Source organism: Terriglobus albidus (assembly GCF_025685425.1).
In the GTDB taxonomy this organism is placed as follows: domain Bacteria; phylum Acidobacteriota; class Terriglobia; order Terriglobales; family Acidobacteriaceae; genus Terriglobus; species Terriglobus albidus.
The window spans coordinates 29,718-54,430 of record NZ_JAGTAS010000030.1 but is presented as its reverse complement, the minus strand read 5'-3'; the positions used below and the strand labels follow the sequence as shown (position 1 = coordinate 54,430).

The window sequence follows — 24,713 nt, the reverse complement described above, 5'->3', positions numbered from 1 at the left end:
GTACGCTCTTCCAACACTCCGCTCGCTCTCCAAGGCATGCCTGACTTCTACACGCCTCCGCTCGACCTCGCGAAAGTGTTACCTATCTCCCCGGTCTAATCTGTTACCCATCTGCCCGGTCTGTACCCTTGCTTAAGGGCATGGCTTCAGCCATGCCGTACTAAAGCCTAAAAGAGGCGCGGCTTTAGCCGCTGAGGTCAAGATTAGAGCATATCAACCATAAGTCTCTTGGTACGTTGAACGACGAATGGCTGAAGGCTCGCACGATAGCTCAGCAGCAAAGGCAGATCTGTCAACACACGCGAATCTTGCCCTCAGCGGCTAAAGCCGGCCTGCTTTCGGATGCCGATACGGGACGGCTGAAGCCGTCCCCTTAAGCAATACATTCGCGCTATGCGCGAACGGGGAGCGTCTGCCTGGCTTCACAGGCTGCGGAAATACTCAGTTCCTTCAGCGGATGCCGAAATTCCCTACACCAGACTCTTGATTAGCGACCGTGCAATACTAGCGCTCTTATGAATCGTTCCTTATTTGTTGCCATACTATTCGTACTTACCTGTGCTACATCGGTACAGACCGCGTCCGCACAGGTCACCACCTCGCGGGAGCGCATTCTCTTCTACACCCATGACTGGCATGGCGAGCGCTTCTCCGATGGCCGGCCGAAGCTGCCTGATGCACTGCTCTCCCGTGCGCTCGACGTGACCATCGAAGATGTGTGGGACTTCCTGCGGGAGCACGGCTACAAGAACCAGTTCGAAGGCGGCTGGCAGTCGCTTCACGCCGACAAGCCCTTTGCCGGACGTGCGCTCACCGCGCAGTACATGCCATCGCGGCCCGACATGGTTGCTGCCATCAAGGCTGAAGGCAAAGCTGAGGGGCGAGTCGGCGATACCAATAGCTGGCCCATCAAACAACTCGAACAGGGCGATGTGTATGTCGCCGATGGCTTTGGCAAGATCGTGGAAGGCACGCTGATCGGCTCCAACCTCGGCAGCGGCATCGCTGCCCACACCCACGGTGGATTCGTCTTCGATGCGGGCATCCGTGACCAGGAGGAGAATCGCGAGATTGCTGGACTCAATGGCGTCTACCGAGGCTACGATCCCTCCGCCTGGGCGCAGATGACGCTTACCGCGATCAATGCGCCCGTGCGCATCGGCAGAGCCGTGGTGCTTCCCGGAGACCTGGTGCTGGCGCGCGCCGACGGCGTTGTCTTTGTTCCCGCGCAGCTTGCAGAGGAGGCCATCAGTAGCGCCGAGTTCACCAAGCTCAAAGACGAGTTCAACTTCGAGCAGAATGCGAAAGGCTCCAACGGCGGCCAGTTTGAAGGTGGCTGGACTGCAGCGAAGTACCAGGCCTTCCGCACCTGGGTGAAGGATCATCCCGAAAAGTTGAAGATGTCACAGGAGGAGTTCCAGAAGCTCCTCGCGGCGGCGGGACACGATTAAGGTTTGGTCAAGCAATAAAAGCGCTGAAGGCGCGTTCCATACCAGCCTGGGCGTAGCCCCAGGTAGACGGCACCAAGAAGAGGAGAGGGCTGAAGGCCCGTTCTATAGTCCTGCGATGAAGAGCATTCGCAGGTCCTTCACTAATCACCCCAGCGAACAAGTTCGCCGGGGACCCCGAACGTTCAGGACGACAAGGTCTTTGGGTGGTCCGACAATTCCACTCTCACTAAACGTTAGGAATATGGAGCGGCCTTCAGCCCTTAGTGCCTCAATGTTTCCCGAAACCTGGCCTTGCCCCAGGCTGGTATGGAACGCGCCTTCAGCGCTTATTCCGCCAGGCTGTCCACTTCGCCCCAAAACGTGTCTCTTCAATCTACCTACCGCTGCGGCTCTGTTTGCGGAGCCGCATCTTTATTCTCATGCTTCTTCGAATGATGGAACGGCTTCGCTACGGCTCTTCCTGTACCTTTCGTGATCTTGCCTGTTCCCTTCACCGTGCCTACGCCAACATCCTTACCAGCTTCGCCGGCCCCCTTGCCTACATTCTCGGCTGCACCGATCGGATGCAGCGTCACCAGATCTCCGGCGCCTTTGCCAACGCCCTCGGCGGCATGGCCCGCGCCTTTGCCTGCACCTTTGCCGATATTGCCGCTGCCACTGCCAACATCACCACCGGCGCTTCGTGGATGGGGCTGAGGAGTCTGTGACTGTGATGGCGGAGCCTGCGGAGTCTGCGACGAAGAAGAGTTCTGCGCCATGACAGCAAGCCCGAAAACCAGCGGCGCCACAGACAGGAATATGACAGGGATTCTCATAGCAAACCTCCTCCCGGCATTGGATGCAGAGTCGTGTGAACCCGGCTATGCCTCAGGCCAAAAGCATCGAACGCCGGCGGCAAGCATCAGATTTCATGGGAGATCAACTACTCTGCATGAAAAAGCTCGGCTTCCTCTCTTTCGGCCACTGGACACCATCCCCGCAGTCAGGAACGCAGTCAGCTGCCGATGCGCTGCTGCAATCCATTGACTTGGCCATCGAGGCCGAGCGCCTGGGAATAGACGGAGCCTACTTCCGCGTGCATCACTTCGCGCGGCAGCTGGCATCGCCGTTCCCGCTGCTTGCGGCGATCGGCGCGAAGACGAGCAAGATTGAGATCGGCACGGCCGTGATCGACATGCGGTATGAGAACCCTCACTACATGGCAGAAGATGCCTGTGCTGCCGATCTGATCTCCGGCGGACGCCTGCAGTTGGGCCTTAGCCGTGGATCGCCCGAACAGGCCATCGACGGCTGGCGCTACTTTGGTTATCAACCAGCCGAGGGCGAGAGCGACAAAGATATGGGTCGGCGGCACACCAAAGCCTTTCTCGAGGTGCTCAGCGGCAAGGGCTTCGCGCAGCCTAACCCGCGTCCCATGTTTTCCAATCCACCGGGACTGCTGCGCCTTGAGCCATTTTCCAAGGGCCTGCGCGACCGCATCTGGTGGGGATCCGCCTCGAACACAACGGCCGTCTGGGCCGCGAAGCTTGGCATGAATTTGCAGACCTCCACCCTCAAGTTCGATGAGACCGGTGAGCCGCTCCACATCCAACAGGCCGCGCAGATTCGCGCCTTCCGCGAGGCATGGAAAGAAGCAGGCCACACCCGTATACCGCGCGTCTCTGTCAGCCGCAGCATCTTCGCGCTGGTCAGTGACCGTGACCGCGCCTTCTTCGGGTACGGTCGCGAGGAAGAAGACACGGTCGGCTTTATTGATGCAAGTACACGAGCCATCTTCGGCCGCAGCTACGCCGCCGAGCCCGATGTCCTGGTCGAACAACTCAGGAAGGATGAGGCAATCGCAGAGGCCGATACATTGCTACTCACCGTCCCCAACCAACTGGGCGTTGCCTATAACGCACATGTATTGGAAACGATTTTGAAGACCGTCGCACCGGCACTCGGTTGGCGGTAGGATGTTTCATCACATTTGAGATACCCATGGACCGGGTGCCACGGACTGGGTGCCCCATATCTGGCGGCTTTACCGCAAGATGTGGGATGGGGGCGTCGCATACTTCCTGCAAACCCACATCTCGGCTACGCCGAGATATGGGGCACCCTCTTCCACCCCTCTAGACAACCGGAGATAACTCATCCCGCAGGATCTGCCTCTTCCAGAAGCGAGGCAAGAGTTCCAGCGCACGAACGCGCTGCTGCGTCTCCAGGTCCGCCTCTTCAACCAGACTGTATCGCCAGATATCGGCAACACTGATCCGTTCCGGCGCCCTGCTCACAACCGTGATCTCATCCCCTGCCGTCAGCGTTCCTTCCTGCACAACCGAGGCATACCATCCGGGGCGATTCTGATGAACAAACAACGCGACCATATCCGGCCGCTGAAACTTGATCTGCAGCTTGTAACAGGGACTTCTCGGCTGTAGCACCTGCAGCAATGCACTTCCAATTTGAATCACGTCACCGACACAAAGCTCGGCTTCTGAAAAGCCTTCGGAAGTAATGTTCTCTCCAAAAGCTCCAGGAGTAAGCGGCCCTGTCCTCAGCAGTTCTTCCCAATCGGCATAGTGCTCTCGGGGATAGAAGTAGACAGCTTTCTGAGGACCACCATGAACCGTCAGGTCCGCCTGCTTATCGCCATCCAGTCCCAGGCGGCGGGCAGTCACAACTCCGGATACCGGCTCCTTAAAGATGCCGGTAGTCACAACTTTCCCGAAGAATTCAACGTCACGTACCTTGCCGACATTGACCGAGTACACCTTGCCCACACCTGGCACCTGAACACATCCTTTCGATCTAGCCCATAGATGCAGAAGCCCTACCCCACACCTATAGAAAAAATGCTCTATCGAAAGGATTAGATGTTCCAGCGCGTCACCAGCATCGGGAAAATCCGCTTTTCATCTCTCAGTACTAACAATCCAGGTAGAATCGGGTGCCCCACATCTGGCGATGATACCGCCAGATATGGGGCACCCATTCGTCAACCTACTTAACGTGTGCGGTCAACGGACGAATCTTGATGTTACGGAAGTAAACGACGTCGCCATGATCCTGCAGCAGGATGTGTCCGTCGGAAGCATCGCCGAATCCTTTGAAGTCTTTGAACTTGCTCTGCGCCAGCGCTTCGCGGAACGTCGCTGAGGTACGGTCATACTCCAACACCTTCACACCGTTGAGCCAGTGTTCGCCGTGATTGCCGCGCACTACGATGCGAGCCGTATTCCACTCACCGATGGGGCGTGTCGGCTTGTTCTCTGCCGCGGGAAGAATGTCATAGAGCGATGCCGTCTTGCGGTCGCCGTTGCGGCCCAGCTTGGCATCGGGATGTACATCGTCATCCAGAAGCTGATACTCGAAGCCGATGACGGAGTGTGCCGCTTCATTCACCTTGTCGTTGACGAAGTACTTCACGCCGCTGTTGGCGCCACGCGTCAGCTTGAAGTCGACGGTCAGCTCGAAGTCGCCGAAGATATCGTCCGAGACAACATCGCCCTGGTGAGACTCCGAGGAGCGCAGTTGCAGCACACCGTCCTTGATCTCTGCACCCTCTACCGGCACATTTGCGCCCTTAGCGCTGTGCCATCCATGCATCGAGGTACCGTCCCACAACAGGCGCCAGCCGGCGGCCTTTTCCTTGGGAGACAAGGTGTTGTTCTGCGCGTAGACGGCAGGTACGAGAAGAAGCAACAGGACACGGGCGGCAAATGACAGTTTCATAGGAAATCAATGGTACACGCACGCTACGATCCCTATGCAAGTGCTCGACGGTCGGGTGGCCGGGGAAACATCTGCCATCTTATGTAGTCACAGAACATCAGGCTCCCAGCAAACAGATAAAGATGCCGTACGTTCAGGCAAAGAATGGGATTTTTACTGGGTGGGAATAAAGCCGTGCTACAGTGCACTACAAAAGCTAAAAAATTGTCTTCACTTTTCCAGCAAGGGCTGGGGGGTTCTGCATAGCTGACATGTCGCTCTTTCCGTATCGCTGTCCCCAATGCTTGTCATCCCACGCAGTGCGTGAATCACACCCGCGACTCTTTGACCTGCTTCCGCGTTTTCTGCTGCTGCGTCCCTATCGTTGCGAAAGCTGCCAAAGACGTTTTTACGCGTGGAAAAAGTAGTCGCTAGCGATATTCGCAACAAGCAAGAATCTGGGTGCAATGATCTGAGTGCCCCATATCTCGGCGTAGCCGAGATGTGGGTTTGCAGGATGCTGAATGACCTGTAGTGTCGTGGTACCCACTCCCATATCTGGCGATAACATCGTCAGATATGGGGCACCCGCTTAGTTCCTCAGCTCCGCCATGTTGGGCACATCTTCATCCGCAAAAACGATTCTGTTCCTCCCTTCATCTTTCGCACGATAAAGCGCGTCGTCGGCACGATCGATCAGCCGCTGCGCGGTGCTGCGTCCCAGCTCATACCAGCTCACTCCGATGGAGCAGGTGATATTGAGGTAGTGTCCGTCGCAGCCGATCGGCTCAGCACAAAGGGCCGCGTGCAGTTCGGGCAGGCGTGTGCTTGCGGTCGAGCGTGTCAGCCCGGGAAGCAGCATCATCATCTCTTCGCCGCCATAGCGGCCCACAACGTCATACAGCCGTGCAAGCGCACTCAGGCGCCGCGCGTATTCGCGTAGCACACAGTCGCCTGCCGAGTGCCCCCAGGTATCGTTCACTCGCTTGAAGTGATCGATATCCAACAGGACCAGAGCAAAAGTAGTGCCTTCGCGCCGTGCCCGTTCGACCTCCTGCTCCAGGTGCTCCATAATTGCTCCGCGATTGAGGAGACCGGTCAGCGAATCGTGTGTCGCCTGAATCTGCAGCTCCTGCCGTGCCTTGAGCAACTCGCGTTTCTCCTGCTCCAGCTCGCGCGTACGTTCCTGCACAATCGCTTCCAGATGGCGCTGCCGGCGGACGAAGAAACGCACACTCCAACGCCAGACCAGCAGGCATAGCAACAACGGCGACAGGATATAGACCGCCCACATCGTCCGCGTCTGCCACCATGGCGGAAGAATGCGGAACTCAACCGATGCCGTGTCAGACTTGCGTCCGGTTCCTTCGTCGACCGCAACCACCTCAAGGCGATACTCACCCGCAGGCAGTGCCGGATAACGCAGGTCATGCAGCGGCGTATCCTGCCACTCCTCTTCCAGCCCCACCATGCGATAGCGGAAAGTGATGGAGCTCTCGCGCTGAAAGTCGGTGGAGACAAGATGCGCGGTCAAGGAATCGCGGCGCCACGGAACTTCTCCATCAGCGAACAGAGTCAGCAGCTTCTCACCAATCTTCACCTCAGTGATTTGCGCCGTAAGCTGCTCCTGCGTGAACAGACGTTCCGGATGCACAAAGTGCGTCATGCCTCCACTGGTGCCGATCCAGATGGTGCCGTCCTTATCTTCATAAAAGCTATTGCTGTTGATGTCGTTCCAAACCAGCCCGTCTTCTACACCGCAGTGGCTCCATCGGCTGCCATTGAAGAGGTAGAGGCCTTCTCCCGTCCCCGCCCAGACCCAGCCGCGGCTGTCTGTCTTTACCAGGAAGACTTTGGCGTCGCCGCTGGCCCACGGTATCGCCTCCAACAACTCTGCCTTATTGCCCCGCACGCGAAGATGCACCAGGTTCGGCTCGTTACCGGAGATCCAGAAGGTGCCGTCCTGGCCGATGCTGAGCTGTGCGGAGAGCGTGGGATGGTATGCGGCCGGAAGCTCGATCTTTTTCCACGTCTCGCCGGTAAAACGAAACAAACCGCTGCCGGCAATGAACCAGAGGGCATTGCGCTTGTCTTCCACACCGACATAGACCTGACCTGACGGAGCGTCTTTGCCGGTGATCATCTGGACACTACGCGAAGGATCATCGGGCTCCACAACGTAAAGCCCGTTCAGCGTGGAGATCCACATACGTCCCGAAGTGTCGCTAAGAATCTGAAAGACGCCGGTTAACTGAGCCACCTTGTGGCCCTCGCCAGTCGCCGGATCGTAGTCAAAGACACTGCCATCATCGCTTCCTGTCCAGAAGTGTCCGTCGGCGGCCATCGCGATCGATTGCACACGGTGAAGCGGAATTCTGCTGGAGGCCGCTCGCTGTCTGATCGAACGGCTGCCCGCCTCGATCATCTCCAGACCGCTCTCGGTCGCAACCCACATGCGGTCGCTGCGATCGCGCGCAAAGTTCCACACGATGTCCGATCGCAGGCCGTTCATCGTTGTCCAGTTCACGGTGTTGTCATAGCCAAGCCACCGCCCCAGGCCTTTGCCGTTCCAGCCCACCCACACGGAACCCTGCCGATCAACGAACAGCGTATCGATCATGCGCACGGGAAGATCCGCACCGCCCTGAAACACATTCCAGTTGCCGCCTTCCAGACGCGCCAGGCCTTCGCCAAGGTTGATGAGAATGCGTCCCTGCTTATCCTCGACGATCGCGGTTCCACGCGCGGCAAGCGCTCCGCTCGGCAGACTCAGGCCGGCAGGCACAAATGCTTTCGCATCGCGATCGAGCCGGTAAAGCGATGTCTCGCTTCTTACCCATAGCCGGTGCTTGCTGTCGGCAAATGCCACACGCCACCGTTCGGATGGCAGGTTCTCCTCGGGTCCATAGATGTGTAGTCCCGCCGCAGGAGTGTAAGAACAGATCTCCAGCCCGCACCCCACCCAGAGGTGATCGTCCTGGCCGGCAACAAATGTAATGTCCTTCAACTGTGGGTGTTCGCGGACGAGCTCATGGGAAAATCCCGGCGCAATGATCCACCCGGTCGAGCCTTGCTCCGCAACATAAAGCCTTTGCCGGCTGACGAAGTAAAGCCGTCCATGCTCGCTCGCCAGCGCAGCCAACGTCGCGTGCAGATCGAAGTCAAAGCCGCCCGGCGGTTCGGGAATCGCATGCACGCCGGTATGGTCCATCACGTAGAGCCCACGCAGTGTCGAGAACCAGACGCGGCCCTCATGATCACGAGCTGCACCGGTAACGTACTGCTCGTCCGATGCGTTGAATGCAATGCGTTTGAAATCGGCGCCGTCATACCGGTAGACGCCGCCCTCAGTGCAGACGATGAGAGTCCCCTCGGCATCCTGCACGATATAGCGAACGCTTAAACTCTTCAGCCCCTCAGAGAGTCCGTAGGTGCGAAACGCAAAATGCTGCGCCGCCGCCAGCGTGGCCAACACACCAAAGAGGCATACGCACAGCACAGCGAGGATAGGTTTTCGCGTCATCCCGGAGCTCTTAAACGGCATATCGGCAGCAACCGGGAAAGATTGAAATGAGGCGTAGAAGTTGACTAAGACTAAATCGGTCCTATATTAATTAGACTGCATTAGTCCTATATCGGTTTTCGTGTGTGGGCCGGTCTGGATCTGAATAGAACTAGAAAGGTAAGTCCATGCATCTACACCGGTTTCTGACCAGGGCGTACCCCTGCGTCCTGTTGCTTCTTTGCTCCGCCGCGATCGCGGAAGACAAGACAAACCGTACAGTGGCCGACATTGTGGGGGATGAGTATCCACCGGTCGCCTGCACGCAGACGCCTGATAGCCCGGTCCGCATTCTTTCGGGTATCGTTACCGATCCCTCCGGAGCCGGCGTTGCCCGTGCACAACTCATCCTGACCTGCGATGGTTTCCGGGTCACTGCCACGACGGACTCCACCGGCGCCTACTCCCTCACCGCACCTGCCGGCAGCTATCGGTTGCTGATTGAGGCCGCCACCTTCGGTGCTGCCATGCAGGACGTCACCCTGACCGATGCAGCCATGGTCCTGAATCCTGTGCTGCACCTCAGCCAGGTGAATAGTGTCGTCACGGTCACGGGAGACAACGAGTATTCGGTCTCCGTCGCCAGCGGCGGCACCAAATCCGAGCTTCCGCTCAGCGAAGTGCCACAGGCCATCACTGTCATCAATCGCGATCTGATGAATGCGCAGAATGTCGTCAAGCTGGATGACGCGCTCAGGAACGTCGCTGGTGTCATGGCCGGCGGCTACTACGACGGCTGGGACTACTACCGTATCCGCGGCTTCGATGCCTCATTCAACACCTACATCGATGGGCTGCGCGGCGGGAACGGCATGTCGGAAGAGACCTGGGGGCTGGAGTCCGTCGAAGTACTGAAGGGACCTTCCTCCGCACTCTATGGGCAGAGCGTGCTCGGCGGTCTGGTCAACATCGTTACGCGCAAGCCAATCCCCGATCGCTTTGCGCACGTGCAGCTCACCGCCGGCTCCTTCAACTTCCTCGATCCTGCCATCGATGTAGGTGGATCGCTGAACTCATCACGCACCGTCTATGGACGGCTGGCGGCGCTGTATCACTCTGCCAATACCTTCGTCGACTACACCTATCGCCATCGCTACTACCTTGCTCCATCGCTAACGTGGCGTCCTACGGCAGCGACCTCGCTCACGCTGATTGGCCGCGTACAGCGTGATAACGGCCGCCAGGGCATGCCGCTGCCGGCGGTCGGAACCGTGCTTCCCAATCCCAACGGTCTGCTTCCCATCAACGTCTATAACGGTGAGCTGGATGCACACGCCAACCAGTTGGCACAGGCCAATCAGCAGATCGGCTATCAGTTCCGCCACACCTTCAGCGATCACCTGCTGCTGCGGCAGAACTCCCGCTTCGCCTGGTATCAGCAGCACTGGAACCGTATTTACTATCCATCGTTCCTCGGCGCCGATCAGCGGACGCTCTATCGCTATCCGCTGGACTGGGACGGTCCCTGGCAGACACACGATGTCGATACCAACATGGAAGTCAAAGGCAGCTTCTGGGGCATGGAGCACAGCGCTCTGCTCGGTGTGGACTTCTACCGCAACCCGGCGAACTCACGTGGCTGGTCGATCAACTTCAGCGACCTGTCACAGTACGAACCGCTGGATCTCTACGCTCCCAGGTATGGTGCGAATCCCTATCGTGCACTGCAGCTTTACACCAGCAGCAACACGGTCACGCAGTACACCGGTATCTATCTGCAAGACCACATCCGTCTGCCGCGGCATGTCACTATCACCGGCGGCGGACGCGTGGACTTCGCGAAGAACGAGTCCAAGGGATCGCCGAACCAGAACTCCACCGGCCTGACGCCACGACTCGGCGTTACGTGGCAATTCATTCCGTCGACCTCCATCTACGGCAGCTTCAGCAAGAGCTTCATGCCGCAGTCGGGTATGGTCTATGACGGCAGCACCAGTGGCCGCTTCATCGCTCCGGAGCGAGGACAACAATGGGAGGGCGGAGCGAAGTCTACCTTTTTCGGTGGCCGTCTGCTCACCACGCTGGCCATCTTCCAGCTCAACCGCAATAACGTTGCTACGAGTGATCCCGCGCACGCGAATTTCTATCTCGTCACCGGCCAGCAGCGCAGCCGCGGTGTCGAGCTGGAGGCAACCGTGCATCCGCTTGCCGGATGGAATGTCACCTCTGCCTACTCCTATATCAACGCCGAGGTCACGCATGACACGACCTTGCCTGCAGGCACTCCAACGCTGAACGCTCCGAAGCACCTGTTCAACATCTGGACGACCTACGAGATTTCACGTGGCAAGATTCGCGGATTGACCTTCGGCGCAGGCGGCCGCCACTTCACCAACCAGTCTGGTGATCTGGCCAACACCTTCCAACTACCCGGCTATGGTCTGGTCGACGCTTCCGTGAGCTATCGCCGCGGCCCCGCGATGTGGCAGATCAACGCCAACAATATCGGCAACAAACATTACTACAGCGGTTCGTACAACGATCTCTATGTGAAACCGGGCGAACCCCGCGTAATTCGCGGAACGGTGTCATGGAACTTCTAAGAAAGGCCGGTGTCTCCCATCCATCGCGTATCGGGGGGACCAGCGATGGGTGGGACATTCGAGCGGAGCTCGATCTGGGTGGTGGGAGCCGTGGGCTTCAGCCCATGGTCTATCGGCTCTAAAGCCCGAGGTCTTATGTCGCACTAATCAGCGGGCTGAAGCCCGCTGCTCCCACCCATATCGTTAGCCCTCACAGGGCTAACGATATGAACACCTGAGCGAAGTACGAACCGTCTCACAAAAACTCCTCAGCAATGATCGCTACGCTTCTTCACCATCCACGAAAGCTCTGGCTGCGCCGGGCACTCTTTCAGGTCCATCTCTGGCTGGGAGTCCTGCTCTCGCTTTACGTCATCGTCATCGGTCTAAGCGGAGCCACGCTGGTTTTTCAGGATGAGATTCGCCAGGCCAGTATGCGTCGCGTCTCCTTCGATAAGGACCACATCGCGCCTGTCAGCACTGTCATCAGGGCCGCGCAGCGATCTTTCCCCGCATGGCGGCTGACCTTTATCTCACCACCGCAGCCGCAGAATCCGCGCTGGACGCTCTACTTTGAAGACGCCCAAAAGAAAGACCACACCATCTTCGCGGATGCAGCCACGGGAGCACCCTATCAAAATCAGCGCAAGCTCTTCATCGACTATGTACTGGACCTGCACGTCAACCTGTTGATGGGCGAGACCGGATTCATCGTGAACTGCTCGGCCGGCATTGGCCTGTTGATCCTTGCCATCACCGGAGCCGTTCTGTGGTGGCCTGGCATCAAGTTGTGGACACGCGGTCTCTTCGTCTCGCTGCGCCGCGGATGGAAACGCATTAACTACGACACCCACAATGCCATCGGTATCTGGACTCTATTGATTGTGAGCTGGTGGGGCATTACCGCCGTCTATTTTCTTTTCCCTCTGCAGGTCGCCGCTGTGGTCAACGCAGTCTCTCCGCTGATCGGAATGAAGCAGCCGCAGGCTCCCGAACCTTCAACGGGCACATCGATTGCGGAGATAGAAGAGATCATCGCCCACCAACGGGAGGTCTCTCCTGGATACCTGACCGGCATCAGCCTGCCGGAGAAACCCGGCGGCAACATCACGCTCTATATCGATCGCCGCAGCCCCGGCGACTTCAGTCTGCGCGACGTCGATACGTTCGACGGCCATACTGGCCAGGTCCTTACCGTGTGGCATTATGGCGAGAACAAATCCCTTGGCGACTGGTTCCTGTGGCTGATGTATCCACTGCACTTCGGCACGCTGTGGGGTCTGCCGGTAAAGATTCTGTGGTGCCTGCTTGGGCTGTGCTTGCCGGTACTGAGCGTGACTGGCCTGTTAATGTACTGGAACCGTTATCTGCGGACACGCTGGCGGGCGTGATTTATTTCCTAGCAGAGGAATCTAGGCAATGGCCTTCTCGTACCGCCTGACAGGCAGGATTTGCTTCACAGCTTCGAGCAGGCACTCTGGTTCGGGTAAAGAATCAAACTGATTCGATCCCGATGCCCTCGGCGGCTGCAGGTGCGAGTAAATGAGCAGAAATTTTAGTTTGCGATTCAGACGACCACACTGCTCGATCACCCGATCAATCTCGTACTGGCTGACTGTGTGACAAAAGATGATGAGTTCCAATGACAGAATGAACTGATCATTGAAAGGCTCAATCCCGCAACCGGTCACCGCGCGATACCCTGCTCGTCGAAGCACAGCAGTCCTGCTGCTCAAAAGAAGTTCATCATATCCAAGGGACAGAATGGTTACAGGTAATCCGGGCTGCATGGTTACACCATCGAAGCGAAAATACTCTCCTATCCAATGCGGGTAACCGGCGAGAGAACCATTGACAGTAAAGACAGCAAGGACGTTCAAAGCTTCCGAAAGTCGAATGGTAGGTTCCCCTCTCCGGTGCAAGCAACTGGGAGAATCCCTAGCCTCCGGAAAAATTTCCTCTTTCCAAATTGTTCGTCAAATAGCCATTGGCACAGGCTACGCAGTATGATCATGATGTTAAGAACGCGCTGCGTGAAACACCCGCGCGCTGGTTATCGAGAGCCACCTTCGCCAGTCGCCGGCGCTCGCGGAGTTCTCCTGTTGCGATCCGATGACAGCGCAGACAAAGTGTGCGGATATTGTCCAGGTCGCATTCGCCACCACCCTCACTGACCGGCAGGATATGGTCGGCATCCCAAAGGCTCTTACGAGAGCGGGTACGCAACCCCCAGTGCTGCAAGAGTTCCTGGCGGCGGCCTCCGCGCGAATACCGAAGAGTCCGGGCGGCAGCAACAGTATCGACAGAGCACTCGGCACAGATCCCTTCGTCTCTCAGGAAGACCTGCTCCCGCAGATAACCAGGCTGCGATCGCAACTTCCACTCGTGTACACAGAATTCAGAACAGAACGTGAAGCGGCCGCGAGGAACCTCTAAGCTGCACCAGCGGCATAGCCCGCGACCGTTCGCTCCCTTGGGCACCGATTTTCGGTCTACCCAACCTCCAGTCATGATGCGTGCGGTACTCATCTCCAATTTCATTCTCGCGCAACAGGGCTGGAACCTCATACGAGAGAAACACGGCGGAATTATGAATGACATCGGTGTCAGAATCTGTCTGCTCCAACAATGCCTTGACTGCAGATCATCACGACGAGGCCACAGAACTGGGTGCCCCATTCATCGCCAATCACCCCAACAAACGAAGTTCGTCGGGGACCACAATACGCGAGGAGTGGGAGATTCGGCGTCCCGGCGACCTTCGTTCGTTGAGGTGAACCATTCGAGCTATGCTCGAACCAAGCTAGCTTCGATTTTCTCCAGCACTGTGGATCTCGGCGCTCAGGCGTCACTATTCACATTCCGTGTGGCTACTAAGCTCAATCGCCCTAGCCCTTCCCAAAGTTCTTCCATAGAATCGCCGCCAGAATTACCAGCACCGAAAGCAGACGAAGCAGAAAGAGGCCCGCACTTCCTTCGTTGGGGTGCGCATAGCCGAGAACAAGAGACTGTGTAAGCGCCTGGATCAAGAAAAATACCGTGAATGCCAGGAAGAGCAGGTCCCGCGTGTTCTTCCAGAAACGAAGAAAGAAGAGCGCCGCCACTAGCGAGGCGGCGACAACGAAGCCGAGCAGGAAGGTATCGAGCGTGGGATGTAGCAGCGGACTTAAAGGTGTCATTTGCTCTCCCAGATCAGTCCGTAAAGAAGCAGCATCATTGATAGCGCCGATGATCCAAGCCGCCATGTATAGAGATCCACTTCCCTCAGGACAATGAGATCCAGAGCGACCAGCAGGTTTGACAGCGTCAGGCCGAAGAAGCAGAGTGCGCTCCACAGCAAAAGGCGCCGCTGTACCGCGAAGTAGGCGCGCAGCAACAGCACCGCGCATAGCAGCATGGTCAGGCAGGTGAGGATATACAGAGCCGCGTTCACGTCTCGAGGTCCTTTCTAAATCGGAATGCGCGCGCGAATTCGCGGACAGGAGACGACTCTTTCGAATGGATCATGTTTGAGACCCTCACCAGATCCTTGCGATAGATCGAATCGACATCCTGCATGAGGGCATCCTGCTCGCTGTTGCGAGCGAAGTAGCAGAACCTGGGCTGAGGCCCTTCCACCTCTCGTATAACCTGCAGTCGCATCAGGTTGTTCAGGATCTCATGCGCCCGCTCAGGAGTTACATAAAGGCGGCAGGCTAGTTCCGCGAGACTCCAGGACACGGGTCGGCTGTTCCACAGGAGAATCAAAGCCTCCAGGTGGGGCACGCTGTCAATATTTTCGGCGATGAACTGCAGCGCTTCCATTCAACTCATACGGCGGTCAATGTGCACCTTATCATTTTTCAGGAGCCGTGTGCAGAAGCGGTCCCAGCACGTTGGAGTACTTATAGTTCTCGCGCCGGTCCGCATCGATCGTCCAATACATCGCGCCCAGCAGATCCGGATAACCTGCCGGATGTACGAGCTTGTAGGTCGCATCCGCCGGCTTCTTTCCAGTGAGCAGATACGTGACTCCTGCGCTCATCGTGGTGGGCTCTTCATATCCGGTCAGGAAGCCCACGGCTACTTTGTCTGCCGGAATCGGAGGAAACATGAGATTCGGGTTCCCGGCGACCGCAAAGCCATGCAGCACCAGCTCCGTCATCATGGCGTGATAGTCCGTCGTTGCGGCCTGGTAGATCTCACCATCAAGGCCCTGCAGAGGAGGCGTGTTGTAGTCCTGCACATCGACGAACGACAGGATGTCGCGTAGCCCATAAGCCAGCGGCAGATAGCTGCCGAACTGTCCGCCATAGACAACGGCTGCGGCGGGAATCTGTGTGCCCTCAGGCACCAGGCTGATCATGAACCCCGAGCCAAACTTATCGTGCAGCTGCCGCAGACCTTCAATCAGATGCACGATGGAAGGCGTAGTGGGATGGCGGAAGTCGCGGTCGTTGGCATCGATATCCAGCGATGGGGTCTCGAAGTCGATGTCCACACCATCAAAGCCATACTGGGAGACGACCTTCGAAACCGAATCCACAAAGGTGGTTACGCTCTCGGGCTTGTCCATCGAGAAGAACTGGCCGCCGCCACCCAGCGAGATCATCACCTTCTTGCCCTTTGACTTCATCTGGGCGATATCGGCCTGTAACTGTTCCGGCGTGTAGCCGTTCGGGGGCGTGAACCGCAGCGTGCCCTCCGGGGCGGAGTGGTCCGGCACGGCGAATGCCTCAATGATGATGTCCCACTGTGGTGCGACATCAGTCAGCTTGAAATCGCGCGAGCCATTCCAGTAGCCGATCAGCCGGTGTGCGCCGGGATGATCGTTGGAGATTGCGGCAGTGGTCGGTACGCTGCCGCTGGTGGAGTTATCCGGGCGCCGCGCACCGCATGGCTTCGCCGGAGCCGACAGTGCATTCTTGTCAGGGAAGCTGTAAGTTCCACTCCCGCCCGTGTACCAGGGAAAAAGCGCCACATTGCTCAGATGGTATTGCCTCGCGGCGAAGGGTTCAGCATACGGAAAGTTGTTCTTGTGGTTGGTATCCGTAGGCTGCAGCAGGAAGTAAGCTGAGCCGATACCGCGTCCTCCGCAGGAGCCGGTCGCCATAGCCCAGCCGGTCTGCAGAACATTGCCGGTCGGTTTGTTGCCCTGTGTCAGGGGATCATGCAGCGGGTCGTTGAAGAACTCCGCAAGCTGCTGCGTCAGCGGCTGGATATCGCGCTCGCGCACAATGGCAGGCGTCCTGGCAAAATACGATCCCAGCACGAAGGAGGTTCCGGTTATCTTATCGATCCCATGTGTTCCGGTCGCGCAGCAGATGGTGTCGTCCGCCTCTGCAAAGAAGGTCACGTTGTGCGTCACGGCCAGCACCAGGCCATCCTGTTTTGGAAGCTGCTTGAAGAGCTCGTGCTGTACATATTGCATGTCGACGACGGCGACCTTCCCACCATCTTTCTTGGAAGAAAGTAGATAGCCATGCCCAGCGGGAATCTCGATCGAGATGGCCTTTACAACCGGCTTCTCCAGCAACGTATGTCCGGCAGCCGTGCTTCCGATGGTGCTCCGTAGCAGGGCATCGGTGTATTGGGTGTTACCGCCCACGGGAAAGGCAAAGCTCTGAAAGATGGGTGATGCTGTGATCGCGGGGACATCCGCGGTGGCGTCCAGCATACGCGGCGGTAGACCGGGCCGGCTGTTGGGGAAGCTCAGCTTCAGTGGTACCAGTGTGACAGGAATGCGTGTGGTTGTTGCCTTCGCCGGATCGCTGCCGGCAAGGGTAAAGGTCTGGCTACCTGTGGTGTACTGAAATACCGGAACCGTTCCCTGCGCTTGCGCAATCGCAGAAAAAACACCAAGCAACGACAGACACATCCACTTCGCTCGCATACGGGGCAACCTCATCAGGTCGAAATCGCAACCCTGCAAGTATGCAACATCGGGGAAAAGGGCTTCATAGGACAATTTGCGTAGTTTTGGTCAGAAGCCACTTATAGAATTACCCAGCCGGTTCGGGAGAGATAGTCGAGCCGCTTTCCAGGAGAGCTCTTGTATCGGATATCCGCGATCGGTGGAAATTGGTAGGGAGAATCAAGCGCTGAAGGCGCGTTCTATACCAGCCTGGGGCAACGCCCCAGGTATCGGTCCCCACAAGAAGTTAAAGGGCTGAAGGCCCGCCCTATATAAAGGTCTTCAATCCGACCGTATCGTTTCGATAGAGCATTTGCCCTGTAGGTGCAGCGCGGGATTCCGCATCTATGGGCGTTTTCCGCAATGAAAACGCCGCTGCACTCCTCTTCCGGGATACCCAGCAACAGGGAAAATACTCTAGGCATACAACGCTTTCGCGAACCATTTTTGTTTGTGACGATTGGGGATTATAGATCGGGCCTTCAGCCCTCTTACCATTTCCCCATCTCCGTACCTGGGGCGTTGCCCCAGGCTGGTATAGGTCGCGCCTTTCCACCCCAATGAACAAGTTCATTGGGGACCCCGGCCTTCAGCGCTCAACACATCTTTCTGGCTCAATAAGGAATGGGTTTAAGCCCGGGCCTTTTCCCGATGGATAGGATAAGGCCCAGGGCTAAAGCCCATTTCTATATTGAGCCAATAGACCGTGGCCTGAAGGCCACGGCTCCCACCAGATTCGAGCTACGCTCGAATAGTTCGCCGTAGACCCGAATATCCCGCTTACGCTTCGCTCAAATGAGATTCCCTGTAATTAGTCCGCACGAAGAACCGTGGAAGGATCAACGCTGCCCGCACGTCCCGCGGGCAGGCCACTGGCCACCAGTGCAACGATGGTCACCCCAGCGATCGCGAGCAGATAGCTGGCGATGTCCAGGGCTTTGACTCCATACAGCGAGCTCTCGATTCCCTTGGAGGCAGCAATCGCAGCCGGAATCCCCAGAGCAACGCCGGCCACCGTAAGCAGCAGGCTTCCGCGCAGGACCATCCACACGATCTGTCTGCGTTGTGCGCCGAGGGCCATCCGCACTCCGATCTCCGCATTGCGTCTGCTTACGCGATACGAGAGTGTCCCGTAAAGACCGGTCGCAATCAACACGACGGCAAGCACACCGAAGCATCCCGCGAGCCGGGCGAACATGATCTGTTGCGAGATGGATTGCCGGAAAACTTCGCTCTCCACCATGGGTTCGAGCAGCGGCATATCCGGATCAATCTGCTGTACGAACCTGCGTACCGTGGGAAGCATCGCCATCGGGTCACCCTGTACGCGCATCTCGACATTGAGCTCGTTCTCACGGTCGCCCTGCATGAACACGGTCCAATTCATGGGCCTGGCCTCTTCGGTGATGCCGGTATATTTGTGGTCTTTCACCACGCCGACGATCAGTCTTGGATGAAATCCCTTTGAGTTCGACAAGACATGGCCGACCGCATTCACGGTGCCGAGATACTTCTTCGCAAAGGTCTCGTTCACGATGACGACTTGGGGAGCAGTGGCAGAATCGGCATCGGAGAAGTCTCTGCCCTGCAGTACAGGTACTCCCATGGCGCGGAAGTAATCACTCCCAACGGTGTTATGTCTGTAGTTCGCCTTTTCCGGCTCAACCCCATTCGGTGTATGGCCGTCAACGCGGACGCCGCCGTCGTTGTTGGACCAACCCGACCCTGGACGATTGCCAGCAAAGGAGATGGCTTCGACTCCAGGTATCGTCCGCAGTCTCTGCTGCAGGTTGACGAAGAAGGCGATGCTCTCCTCTTTCGATTGAATGTGCTGCGGATGAATCCCGAAGACGAGCACCCCTTCCGGCTTCTGACCAAGGGGAATATTCATCAGGTTGCGGAGTGTTCCCAGCAACAGCGCTGCTCCTACCAGCAGCACGACACACATCGCGACCTGCATGATGATCACGATATTGCCCGTGCGCACGTTGCGAGTGGTGATCTGCGAGGCTGTCGCGGAGCTGCGCAGTGCTGTCTCCGGTCCGGAGGAGACGGCGGCGCGCAGAGGCGCAATGCCGAAGACCAGCGCCAGGACGAGCAGGACAGCAAACGTAAACCAGAGCACGACCGCGTCCGGTTGAAGGTTGGAGTCGATGCGTGCCCAGGCGCCGAGCGCGTGTGTTGCTCCCAGAGCGAAGACCCAGGCTGCGATTCCGCCCAGCACGACGAGCAGGAAGCTTTCGGTCAGCAGTTGCCGCGCAATCTCTTTGCGGCCCGCACCGATGGCCAGGCGAATACTGAACTCCCGTTGGCGATTGGCATTGCGCGCCATCAACAGCATCACGATGTTGCACATGGCAATTAGCAGGACAAGGCCGACCATCGCCATCAATGTCTTGAGAGAGCGCGCAAAGGAATCGTCTTGTCCATCGAACTGCTTCGCCGGAAGGAACGAGAGCTGCGGAATTCTTTCTCCAGCGCGTTTCTCCGCGATGCCAAGGTAAGCCGCCTGTTGGAAGATACCCTGCGCCTTCGCCAGCGCCTGCTCCTGCGTGACCGACTCCGGGATTCGCGCCATCAGGCGCATGCACCAGAAGATAGGGATTGTGAGATAGGTGCCTTCATTCGCCGGACTACCCCATGCGTTAAACTCCGGATCGCTCTGCAGGGGAATCCAGAAGTCCAGAGGAATACGGCCTTCTGTCCCTTCAAAGCCTTTCGCCGCAACGCCCACAATGGTGAAGGGTTTTGATTTGATGAAGAGCGTTTTTCCAAGCACGTCCCGGCTGTGCGCATAGTGTGACGCCCAGAATTTCTCGCTGATGACAGTGACCGGCGCATGGCCGTCTTCATCCTTCTGGAGGAATCCGCGGCCCAGTTCGACACCGACACCTAAGCCGCTGAAGTAGTTCCCACTCACCATGTCGCCGGCCGCTTCCTCGGGAACGGTCCCAACGCGCACCGGCGCCTTGCCGCTCGAGGACATGGGGATATAGCCGATGACCTCCTGCAGGCCGCTGTGCTCGCGGAGTTCGCGATAGGTGGCATAAGAGAAGGAGGTAGCCTCGTCGCCGGTGTTATGCGCTCCTGTCGGGAAGCTGGTGGTGTGCACGTAAACAACCCGGGAGGCATCGTGCACCGGCAACATCTTCATCAGGACGGCATGCATCACGCTGAAGACGGCCGTATTCGCTCCTACACCCAGCGCCAGAGTCAAGACGCAGACGAGCGTAAACACGGGCGTCTTGATAAGCTGACGCACGCCATATCGAAGATCACGCGCAACGTTGGAAAAGAACATGGTTGTTCTCGCTTCCTTTCTCTTCTGTGTCAACAGGGTCACGTTCCCGAACTGCCTCCGCGCTGCCTGCTTTGCCTCAGCCGCACTCATGCCCTGGTTCTCATAGCGCTCAGATAACATCTCAAGATGTGCTTCAACTTCGTTCTTGAAGGCAGCATCATCGGACGAGCGCAGGAAGAGCGCTTTGAGCTTTGCGAGGAAGACGAGCACGCGGTCCATCATGGCTCGACCTTCGCCTCAAGCGCGAGCACGCGGCCGATAACGCCGGAGATCCTCTCCCAGTTCTCCGTCTCGATGGCGAGTTGCTTGAGTCCTCGCTTGGTGATCCGATAGAAGCGGGCGCGCCGGTTGTTTTCCGAGACGCCCCATTCGCTTGCGATCCAGCTCTTCTGCTGCAGACGGAGCAAAGAGGTGTAGACCGTTCCTTCGTTGAGCGTGAGGACGTCTTCGCTGAGTTGCTCGATACGCCGCGCAATGCCGAAGCCATGCAGCGGACCCAGGGCGTGCAGCGTCTTGAGGATCATGAGATCCAGGGTTCCCTGAAGAACTTCTGATTTGTCGGCGGCCATCTTCCAGTGCTCCTTTGGATACGCCAAAGGAATACCACGACTCCTGTGCAATGTCCACAGGAGAAACGGAAATTCCGGATTATCGTGTTATCAAACCTGCTTTGCCAGGGGTTCTGCTAACATGCCTGCCATGAACAAAGTAGCGCCTTTCCTGTGGTTCAATGACAACGCCGAAGAAGCAGCAGCGTTTTACCTGGGTGTCTTCCCCCACGCACGCAAAATCGATGAGCTGCGCTCGAAAGGGACGGGCCCCTGGCCTGAGGGGAAGACGGCCACCATTACGATCGAGCTCGAAGGGCAGGAGATGGTCTTTCTGAACGGCGGCCCCTCACAGCAGCTCACACCGGCGATCTCGTTCTTCGTCCGCTGTGAGACCCAGGCGGAGATCGACACCTACTGGGATAAGTTGCTGGAAGGCGGAGGGAAGACCATGGCCTGCGGCTGGCTGACAGACCGCTTCGGTCTATGCTGGCAGATTGTTCCGAGCCATATAGGCGAGTTGATCAACCATCCCAAGGGCATGGAGGCAATGATGGGGATGATCAAGCTGGATATCTCTGCGTTGGAAGCCGCTGCACGGGGCAACTGACTGGCATGAAGGCTCTGAAGATTGTGCTGGTCGTGGTCGGAGTAATTTTCGTAGCGCTGGTTTATCCCATGGTGATCTTTGTACGGGAGGAACCGGCGCTCTCCATGATGCTGTCTCTCTACGTCACTCTTGGGATCTTCCTTCTGATCGCGGCTCGTAATCCTTCCGCACATCGCAGTTTGATCGCGTTCACGGCCTGGTCAAGTCTGGCCCATGCCGCGCTGATGGGGACGCAGGCCATGCGCCACATGGTGGCGCGTGGTGAACTGATCGGCGTCGCTGTTCTTATCCTGATAGGTGTGGCGCTTCTCGCGCTTGCTCCCCGCGAACAAGCTGCTGGCTCGTAAACAACTGCGCGACCGTTTTTGTCATATCCTCCCCCACTGGGTGGGGCACCCGGTCAGGGAGGATGTAGGCAGGTGTTCACTATCGGACACTGATTTCGATACTGGACACGCCGGGAATTGATTCGTACTCACAGGTATCGGCAAACAGGCTCCTTTCCGGATTGAATGGATGGCCTCTTCCTTGCTTGTCGCTTTCTGGAAAGTCTGATTCGGTTTCAAATGGAGAGCGTGATGATCAACCTGGTTGCGGATGTCCGTCATGGAATGCGGAGACTCAGGAGTTCGCCCGGATTTACGACGACAGCCCTGCTGACTCTGGCGCTGGGCATCGGTGCCACAACGGCGATCTTCACGCTGGCCTATCAGGTCATTCTTAAAGCAATGCCCGTGCAGCATCCGGAGCAGCTGTATAAGGTCGGGAAGGAGATCGAATGCTGCATCGGCGGGGGAGATCAAAAACACTGGAGCATCTTCTCCTACGACATCTATCGGACGATGCGCGAGCGAGTCGGCAGCATGGCCGAAATGACAGCCATGCAGGCGGGGTCCGCCAAAGTGAGTGCGCATCGCCAGCGCGACACGGACGCCCAACCGCTCGACATCCGGCATGTGGCAGGCAACTACTTCGAGGTGCTTGGAGTAACTCCCTATGCCGGAAGGTTGCTGACCGCGGACGATGACCGCGAGGACGCTCCCATTGCCGCCGTCATCAGCTATGCGATCTGGAAGTCGAAGTTCCATGGCGATCCGGGCATCGTCGGAGACACGGTGATCATGACCGGACATCCGGTCACCATCGTCGGCATTGCGCAGAAGGACTTTCTCGGCGAGCGGAATATGAGCGACCCGCCGGGAGTCTGGATTCCGATGGCGCAGGAACCCATCTTCAATCCCACCCGGAAGCTCTACAAAGCACCGAAGGGCCAATGGCTGCATATCATGCTGCGCATTCCCGAGAAGAGGAACGTAGCCATCGTCGAGAGCGCCGTTCGCGCCGGGTTGACCGCATGGCTGATGTCCAATCCGGATGTCCGGTCGGGTCACACGGTCGCGGAGATTGCGCGAGAGACGACAGAACTCGCTCCAGCCTCCGACGGCATCAACGAACTGCGCGACAGCTATGAGAGCAGCCTGCTGATGCTGCAGTTGACCGCGGCCTTCGTGCTGCTGATCGCCTGTGCGAATCTTGCCAATCTGATACTGGTTCGCGGCGTGGCCCGCAGGCAGGAGCTGAGCGTCCGCGCCGCCCTGGGCGCCTCGCGGGTGCGCCTGGTGCGGGAGATGCTGATCGAGGCCATGCTGCTTGCGCTGATGGGCGGAGTGATGGGAATCGGCGTGGCCTATCTGGGCGTGAAGGGAATGCTGGCGCTGGCAATGCGCGGTGTGTCCATCGTGCCGCTCTCTCCGCTGCCTTCGTGGCCGGTGCTCGCATTCTCCATCATTGCTTCGGCGATGACCGGCATCCTGTTTGGCGTCGCTCCTGCCTTCATCGCCTCCAACGCGGATCCTGCGGATGCACTTCGCGCGGCCAATCGTGCCACTGGCAACTCTGGCGGGTTGCAGCGCGCGCTCGTCATCCTGCAAACGGCGCTTTCGGTGGCGCTGCTCAGTATCGCGGGCCTGTTCCTCCGCAGTCTGCAGCGCCTTGAACATCAGGATCTTCGTTTCGAGACGACAGGCCGCCTGATTGCTTTCATCGATCTCCCGGCCGCCGGATACACCTATCCGCAGCTCGAAGGACTCTATCGCCACCTCGAACAAAGCTTCGCGGCGGTTCCAACGCTGCATGATATGGCCTATGCGACCTATGGTCCGATGACATTCATGGGATGGGCGACGGGGGTAAATGTCGCCGGGCCGCATCCTGAGCGAGAGGTGACCGCCCGCTATACCCTGGTGAGTCCTCGTTTCTTCACGGCGATAGGCACCCCGCTGTTGCAGGGCAGAGCATTCACGGAACATGACAACGCCGGCAGCCGACATGTGGCGATCGTGAACCGCGAGTTCGTTCACCGGGTGCTGCAGGATGCTCCGGCGCTCGGCATGCACTTCGGTCCCGGCGTGGATATGACCCAGGAATACGAGATCGTGGGTGTGGTCGACGACGCCAAGTATGGAGATCCGTCGAAGAGCCCCGACCCCATGTATTTCATCCCGATGTCGCAGACTACGACCTTCAATAACGAACCGTACTCCGCCGTCATCATTGACCAATCGAATAAAGCGGCAGAGTTCAAACATTTCGCAGGCAACATCATCGTCCGCTACAACGGCGATCCTGCGGCTGCCGCGGCGGCCATGCGTCATGCCATCGAAGAGGTCGATCCCGGGATTCCGATCCCCCGCATTACGACCTATCAGGATCAGCTCAGCAACTCCTTTACGCAGAGGCAACTGGTCGTCCGGCTGACGGCCATCTTCGGCGGACTGGCGCTGCTGCTTGCGTCTATTGGTCTCTACGGAGTCACCGCCTATGCCGTCGCGCGCAGAGTCCCGGAGATCGGTCTCCGCATCGCTCTCGGCGCGGACCGGGGCCAGGTGATGGGGATGATCCTGCGCGGAGCTCTGCTGCAAACCGCAGCCGGTCTCCTGCTGGGAGCTCCGCTTGCATTGCTGAGTGGATATTATCTGCAATCCCAGCTCTATCAGGTAAGTGGGTACGACCCGGCGATCTTCCTGCTCGCATCCGCGGCTCTGATCCTGAGTGCGCTTGTCGCCAGTGTGATTCCGGCAAGGATGGCATCGAAGGTCGATCCGATACGAGCGCTTCGTACAGAGTGATT

At 58.0% G+C, this 24,713-nt stretch carries 20 protein-coding genes; 8 read left to right on the top strand and 12 right to left on the bottom strand.

What is annotated here, in order from left to right; all coding sequences use genetic code 11:
* Positions 1-515 precede the first annotated feature (515 nt).
* Positions 516-1,451: an RraA family protein gene (locus OHL21_RS06020; protein WP_263416345.1), complete on the top strand. Its 936-nt coding sequence runs from the start codon at positions 516-518 to the stop codon at positions 1,449-1,451.
* A 377-nt stretch (positions 1,452-1,828) separates the two neighbouring features.
* On the opposite strand, the gene OHL21_RS06015 is transcribed toward OHL21_RS06020, so the two are convergent.
* On the bottom strand, positions 1,829-2,266 hold the full coding sequence (locus OHL21_RS06015; protein ID WP_263416344.1) for a hypothetical protein: 438 nt from the start codon (positions 2,264-2,266) through the stop codon (positions 1,829-1,831).
* A 116-nt stretch (positions 2,267-2,382) separates the two neighbouring features.
* Between OHL21_RS06015 and OHL21_RS06010 the strand changes: the two genes are divergently transcribed.
* Complete coding sequence (locus OHL21_RS06010; protein ID WP_263416343.1) at positions 2,383-3,405, top strand: LLM class flavin-dependent oxidoreductase; 1,023 nt, start codon at positions 2,383-2,385, stop codon at positions 3,403-3,405.
* Between the two features lie 160 nt (positions 3,406-3,565).
* Here the strand turns inward: OHL21_RS06010 and OHL21_RS06005 are convergent, their stop codons facing one another.
* The 3 genes from OHL21_RS06005 to OHL21_RS05995 form a co-directional block, all read right to left on the bottom strand.
* The gene (locus OHL21_RS06005) at positions 3,566-4,225 is read right to left on the bottom strand and encodes an MOSC domain-containing protein (RefSeq protein WP_263416342.1); all 660 of its coding nucleotides are present in this window, start codon (positions 4,223-4,225) and stop codon (positions 3,566-3,568) included.
* A 211-nt stretch (positions 4,226-4,436) separates the two neighbouring features.
* Positions 4,437-5,168: a 3-keto-disaccharide hydrolase gene (locus tag OHL21_RS06000; protein WP_263416341.1), complete on the bottom strand. Its 732-nt coding sequence runs from the start codon at positions 5,166-5,168 to the stop codon at positions 4,437-4,439.
* A 571-nt stretch (positions 5,169-5,739) separates the two neighbouring features.
* The gene (locus tag OHL21_RS05995) at positions 5,740-8,670 is read right to left on the bottom strand and encodes a ligand-binding sensor domain-containing diguanylate cyclase (protein WP_263416340.1); all 2,931 of its coding nucleotides are present in this window, start codon (positions 8,668-8,670) and stop codon (positions 5,740-5,742) included.
* A gap of 167 nt (positions 8,671-8,837) precedes the next feature.
* Here OHL21_RS05995 and OHL21_RS05990 point away from each other — a divergent pair, with 167 nt between their 5' ends.
* From OHL21_RS05990 to OHL21_RS05980, 3 genes are all read left to right on the top strand, one after another.
* A complete protein-coding gene (locus tag OHL21_RS05990) occupies positions 8,838-11,252 on the top strand; it encodes a TonB-dependent siderophore receptor (protein ID WP_263416339.1) in 2,415 nt (804 codons plus the stop codon).
* The gene (locus tag OHL21_RS05985; RefSeq protein ID WP_263416338.1) at positions 11,240-11,374 is read left to right on the top strand and encodes a hypothetical protein; all 135 of its coding nucleotides are present in this window, start codon (positions 11,240-11,242) and stop codon (positions 11,372-11,374) included. Before OHL21_RS05990 ends, OHL21_RS05985 begins: the two co-directional genes overlap by 13 nt.
* Before the next feature lie 132 nt (positions 11,375-11,506).
* Positions 11,507-12,622, top strand: a complete 1,116-nt coding sequence (locus tag OHL21_RS05980; protein ID WP_263416337.1) for a PepSY-associated TM helix domain-containing protein — start codon at positions 11,507-11,509, stop codon at positions 12,620-12,622.
* Positions 12,623-12,643: 21 nt separating this feature from the next.
* On the opposite strand, the gene OHL21_RS05975 is transcribed toward OHL21_RS05980, so the two are convergent.
* The 8 genes from OHL21_RS05975 to OHL21_RS05940 form a co-directional block, all read right to left on the bottom strand.
* Positions 12,644-13,111, bottom strand: coding sequence for a hypothetical protein (locus OHL21_RS05975; RefSeq protein WP_263416336.1), 468 nt, complete (start codon positions 13,109-13,111; stop codon positions 12,644-12,646).
* Between the two features lie 130 nt (positions 13,112-13,241).
* Positions 13,242-13,607, bottom strand: a complete 366-nt coding sequence (locus tag OHL21_RS05970) for an HNH endonuclease (RefSeq protein WP_263416335.1) — start codon at positions 13,605-13,607, stop codon at positions 13,242-13,244.
* Between the two features lie 512 nt (positions 13,608-14,119).
* Positions 14,120-14,410, bottom strand: coding sequence for a DUF5985 family protein (locus OHL21_RS05965; protein ID WP_263416334.1), 291 nt, complete (start codon positions 14,408-14,410; stop codon positions 14,120-14,122).
* Positions 14,407-14,664 (bottom strand): DUF5985 family protein, encoded by a 258-nt coding sequence (locus OHL21_RS05960; protein WP_263416333.1) that lies wholly within the window; start codon positions 14,662-14,664, stop codon positions 14,407-14,409. The genes OHL21_RS05965 and OHL21_RS05960 overlap by 4 nt, the downstream gene beginning before the upstream one ends.
* Positions 14,661-15,035: a hypothetical protein gene (locus tag OHL21_RS05955; RefSeq protein ID WP_263416332.1), complete on the bottom strand. Its 375-nt coding sequence runs from the start codon at positions 15,033-15,035 to the stop codon at positions 14,661-14,663. Before OHL21_RS05955 ends, OHL21_RS05960 begins: the two co-directional genes overlap by 4 nt.
* Before the next feature lie 31 nt (positions 15,036-15,066).
* On the bottom strand, positions 15,067-17,103 hold the full coding sequence (locus tag OHL21_RS05950; protein ID WP_263416331.1) for a glycosyl hydrolase family 18 protein: 2,037 nt from the start codon (positions 17,101-17,103) through the stop codon (positions 15,067-15,069).
* A gap of 832 nt (positions 17,104-17,935) precedes the next feature.
* Positions 17,936-20,647 (bottom strand): ABC transporter permease, encoded by a 2,712-nt coding sequence (locus OHL21_RS05945; RefSeq protein WP_263416330.1) that lies wholly within the window; start codon positions 20,645-20,647, stop codon positions 17,936-17,938.
* Positions 20,644-20,994, bottom strand: a complete 351-nt coding sequence (locus tag OHL21_RS05940) for a PadR family transcriptional regulator (RefSeq protein WP_263416329.1) — start codon at positions 20,992-20,994, stop codon at positions 20,644-20,646. The genes OHL21_RS05945 and OHL21_RS05940 overlap by 4 nt, the downstream gene beginning before the upstream one ends.
* A gap of 121 nt (positions 20,995-21,115) precedes the next feature.
* Here OHL21_RS05940 and OHL21_RS05935 point away from each other — a divergent pair, with 121 nt between their 5' ends.
* The 3 genes from OHL21_RS05935 (at position 21,116) to OHL21_RS05925 (ending at position 24,711) form a co-directional block, all read left to right on the top strand.
* Entirely contained in the window at positions 21,116-21,583 is a 468-nt protein-coding gene (locus OHL21_RS05935; protein WP_317889963.1) for a VOC family protein, read from the top strand.
* A 5-nt stretch (positions 21,584-21,588) separates the two neighbouring features.
* Positions 21,589-21,930, top strand: coding sequence for a DUF6632 domain-containing protein (locus OHL21_RS05930; protein WP_263416328.1), 342 nt, complete (start codon positions 21,589-21,591; stop codon positions 21,928-21,930).
* A 231-nt stretch (positions 21,931-22,161) separates the two neighbouring features.
* Positions 22,162-24,711: an ABC transporter permease gene (locus tag OHL21_RS05925; protein ID WP_263416327.1), complete on the top strand. Its 2,550-nt coding sequence runs from the start codon at positions 22,162-22,164 to the stop codon at positions 24,709-24,711.
* Positions 24,712-24,713 lie beyond the last annotated feature (2 nt).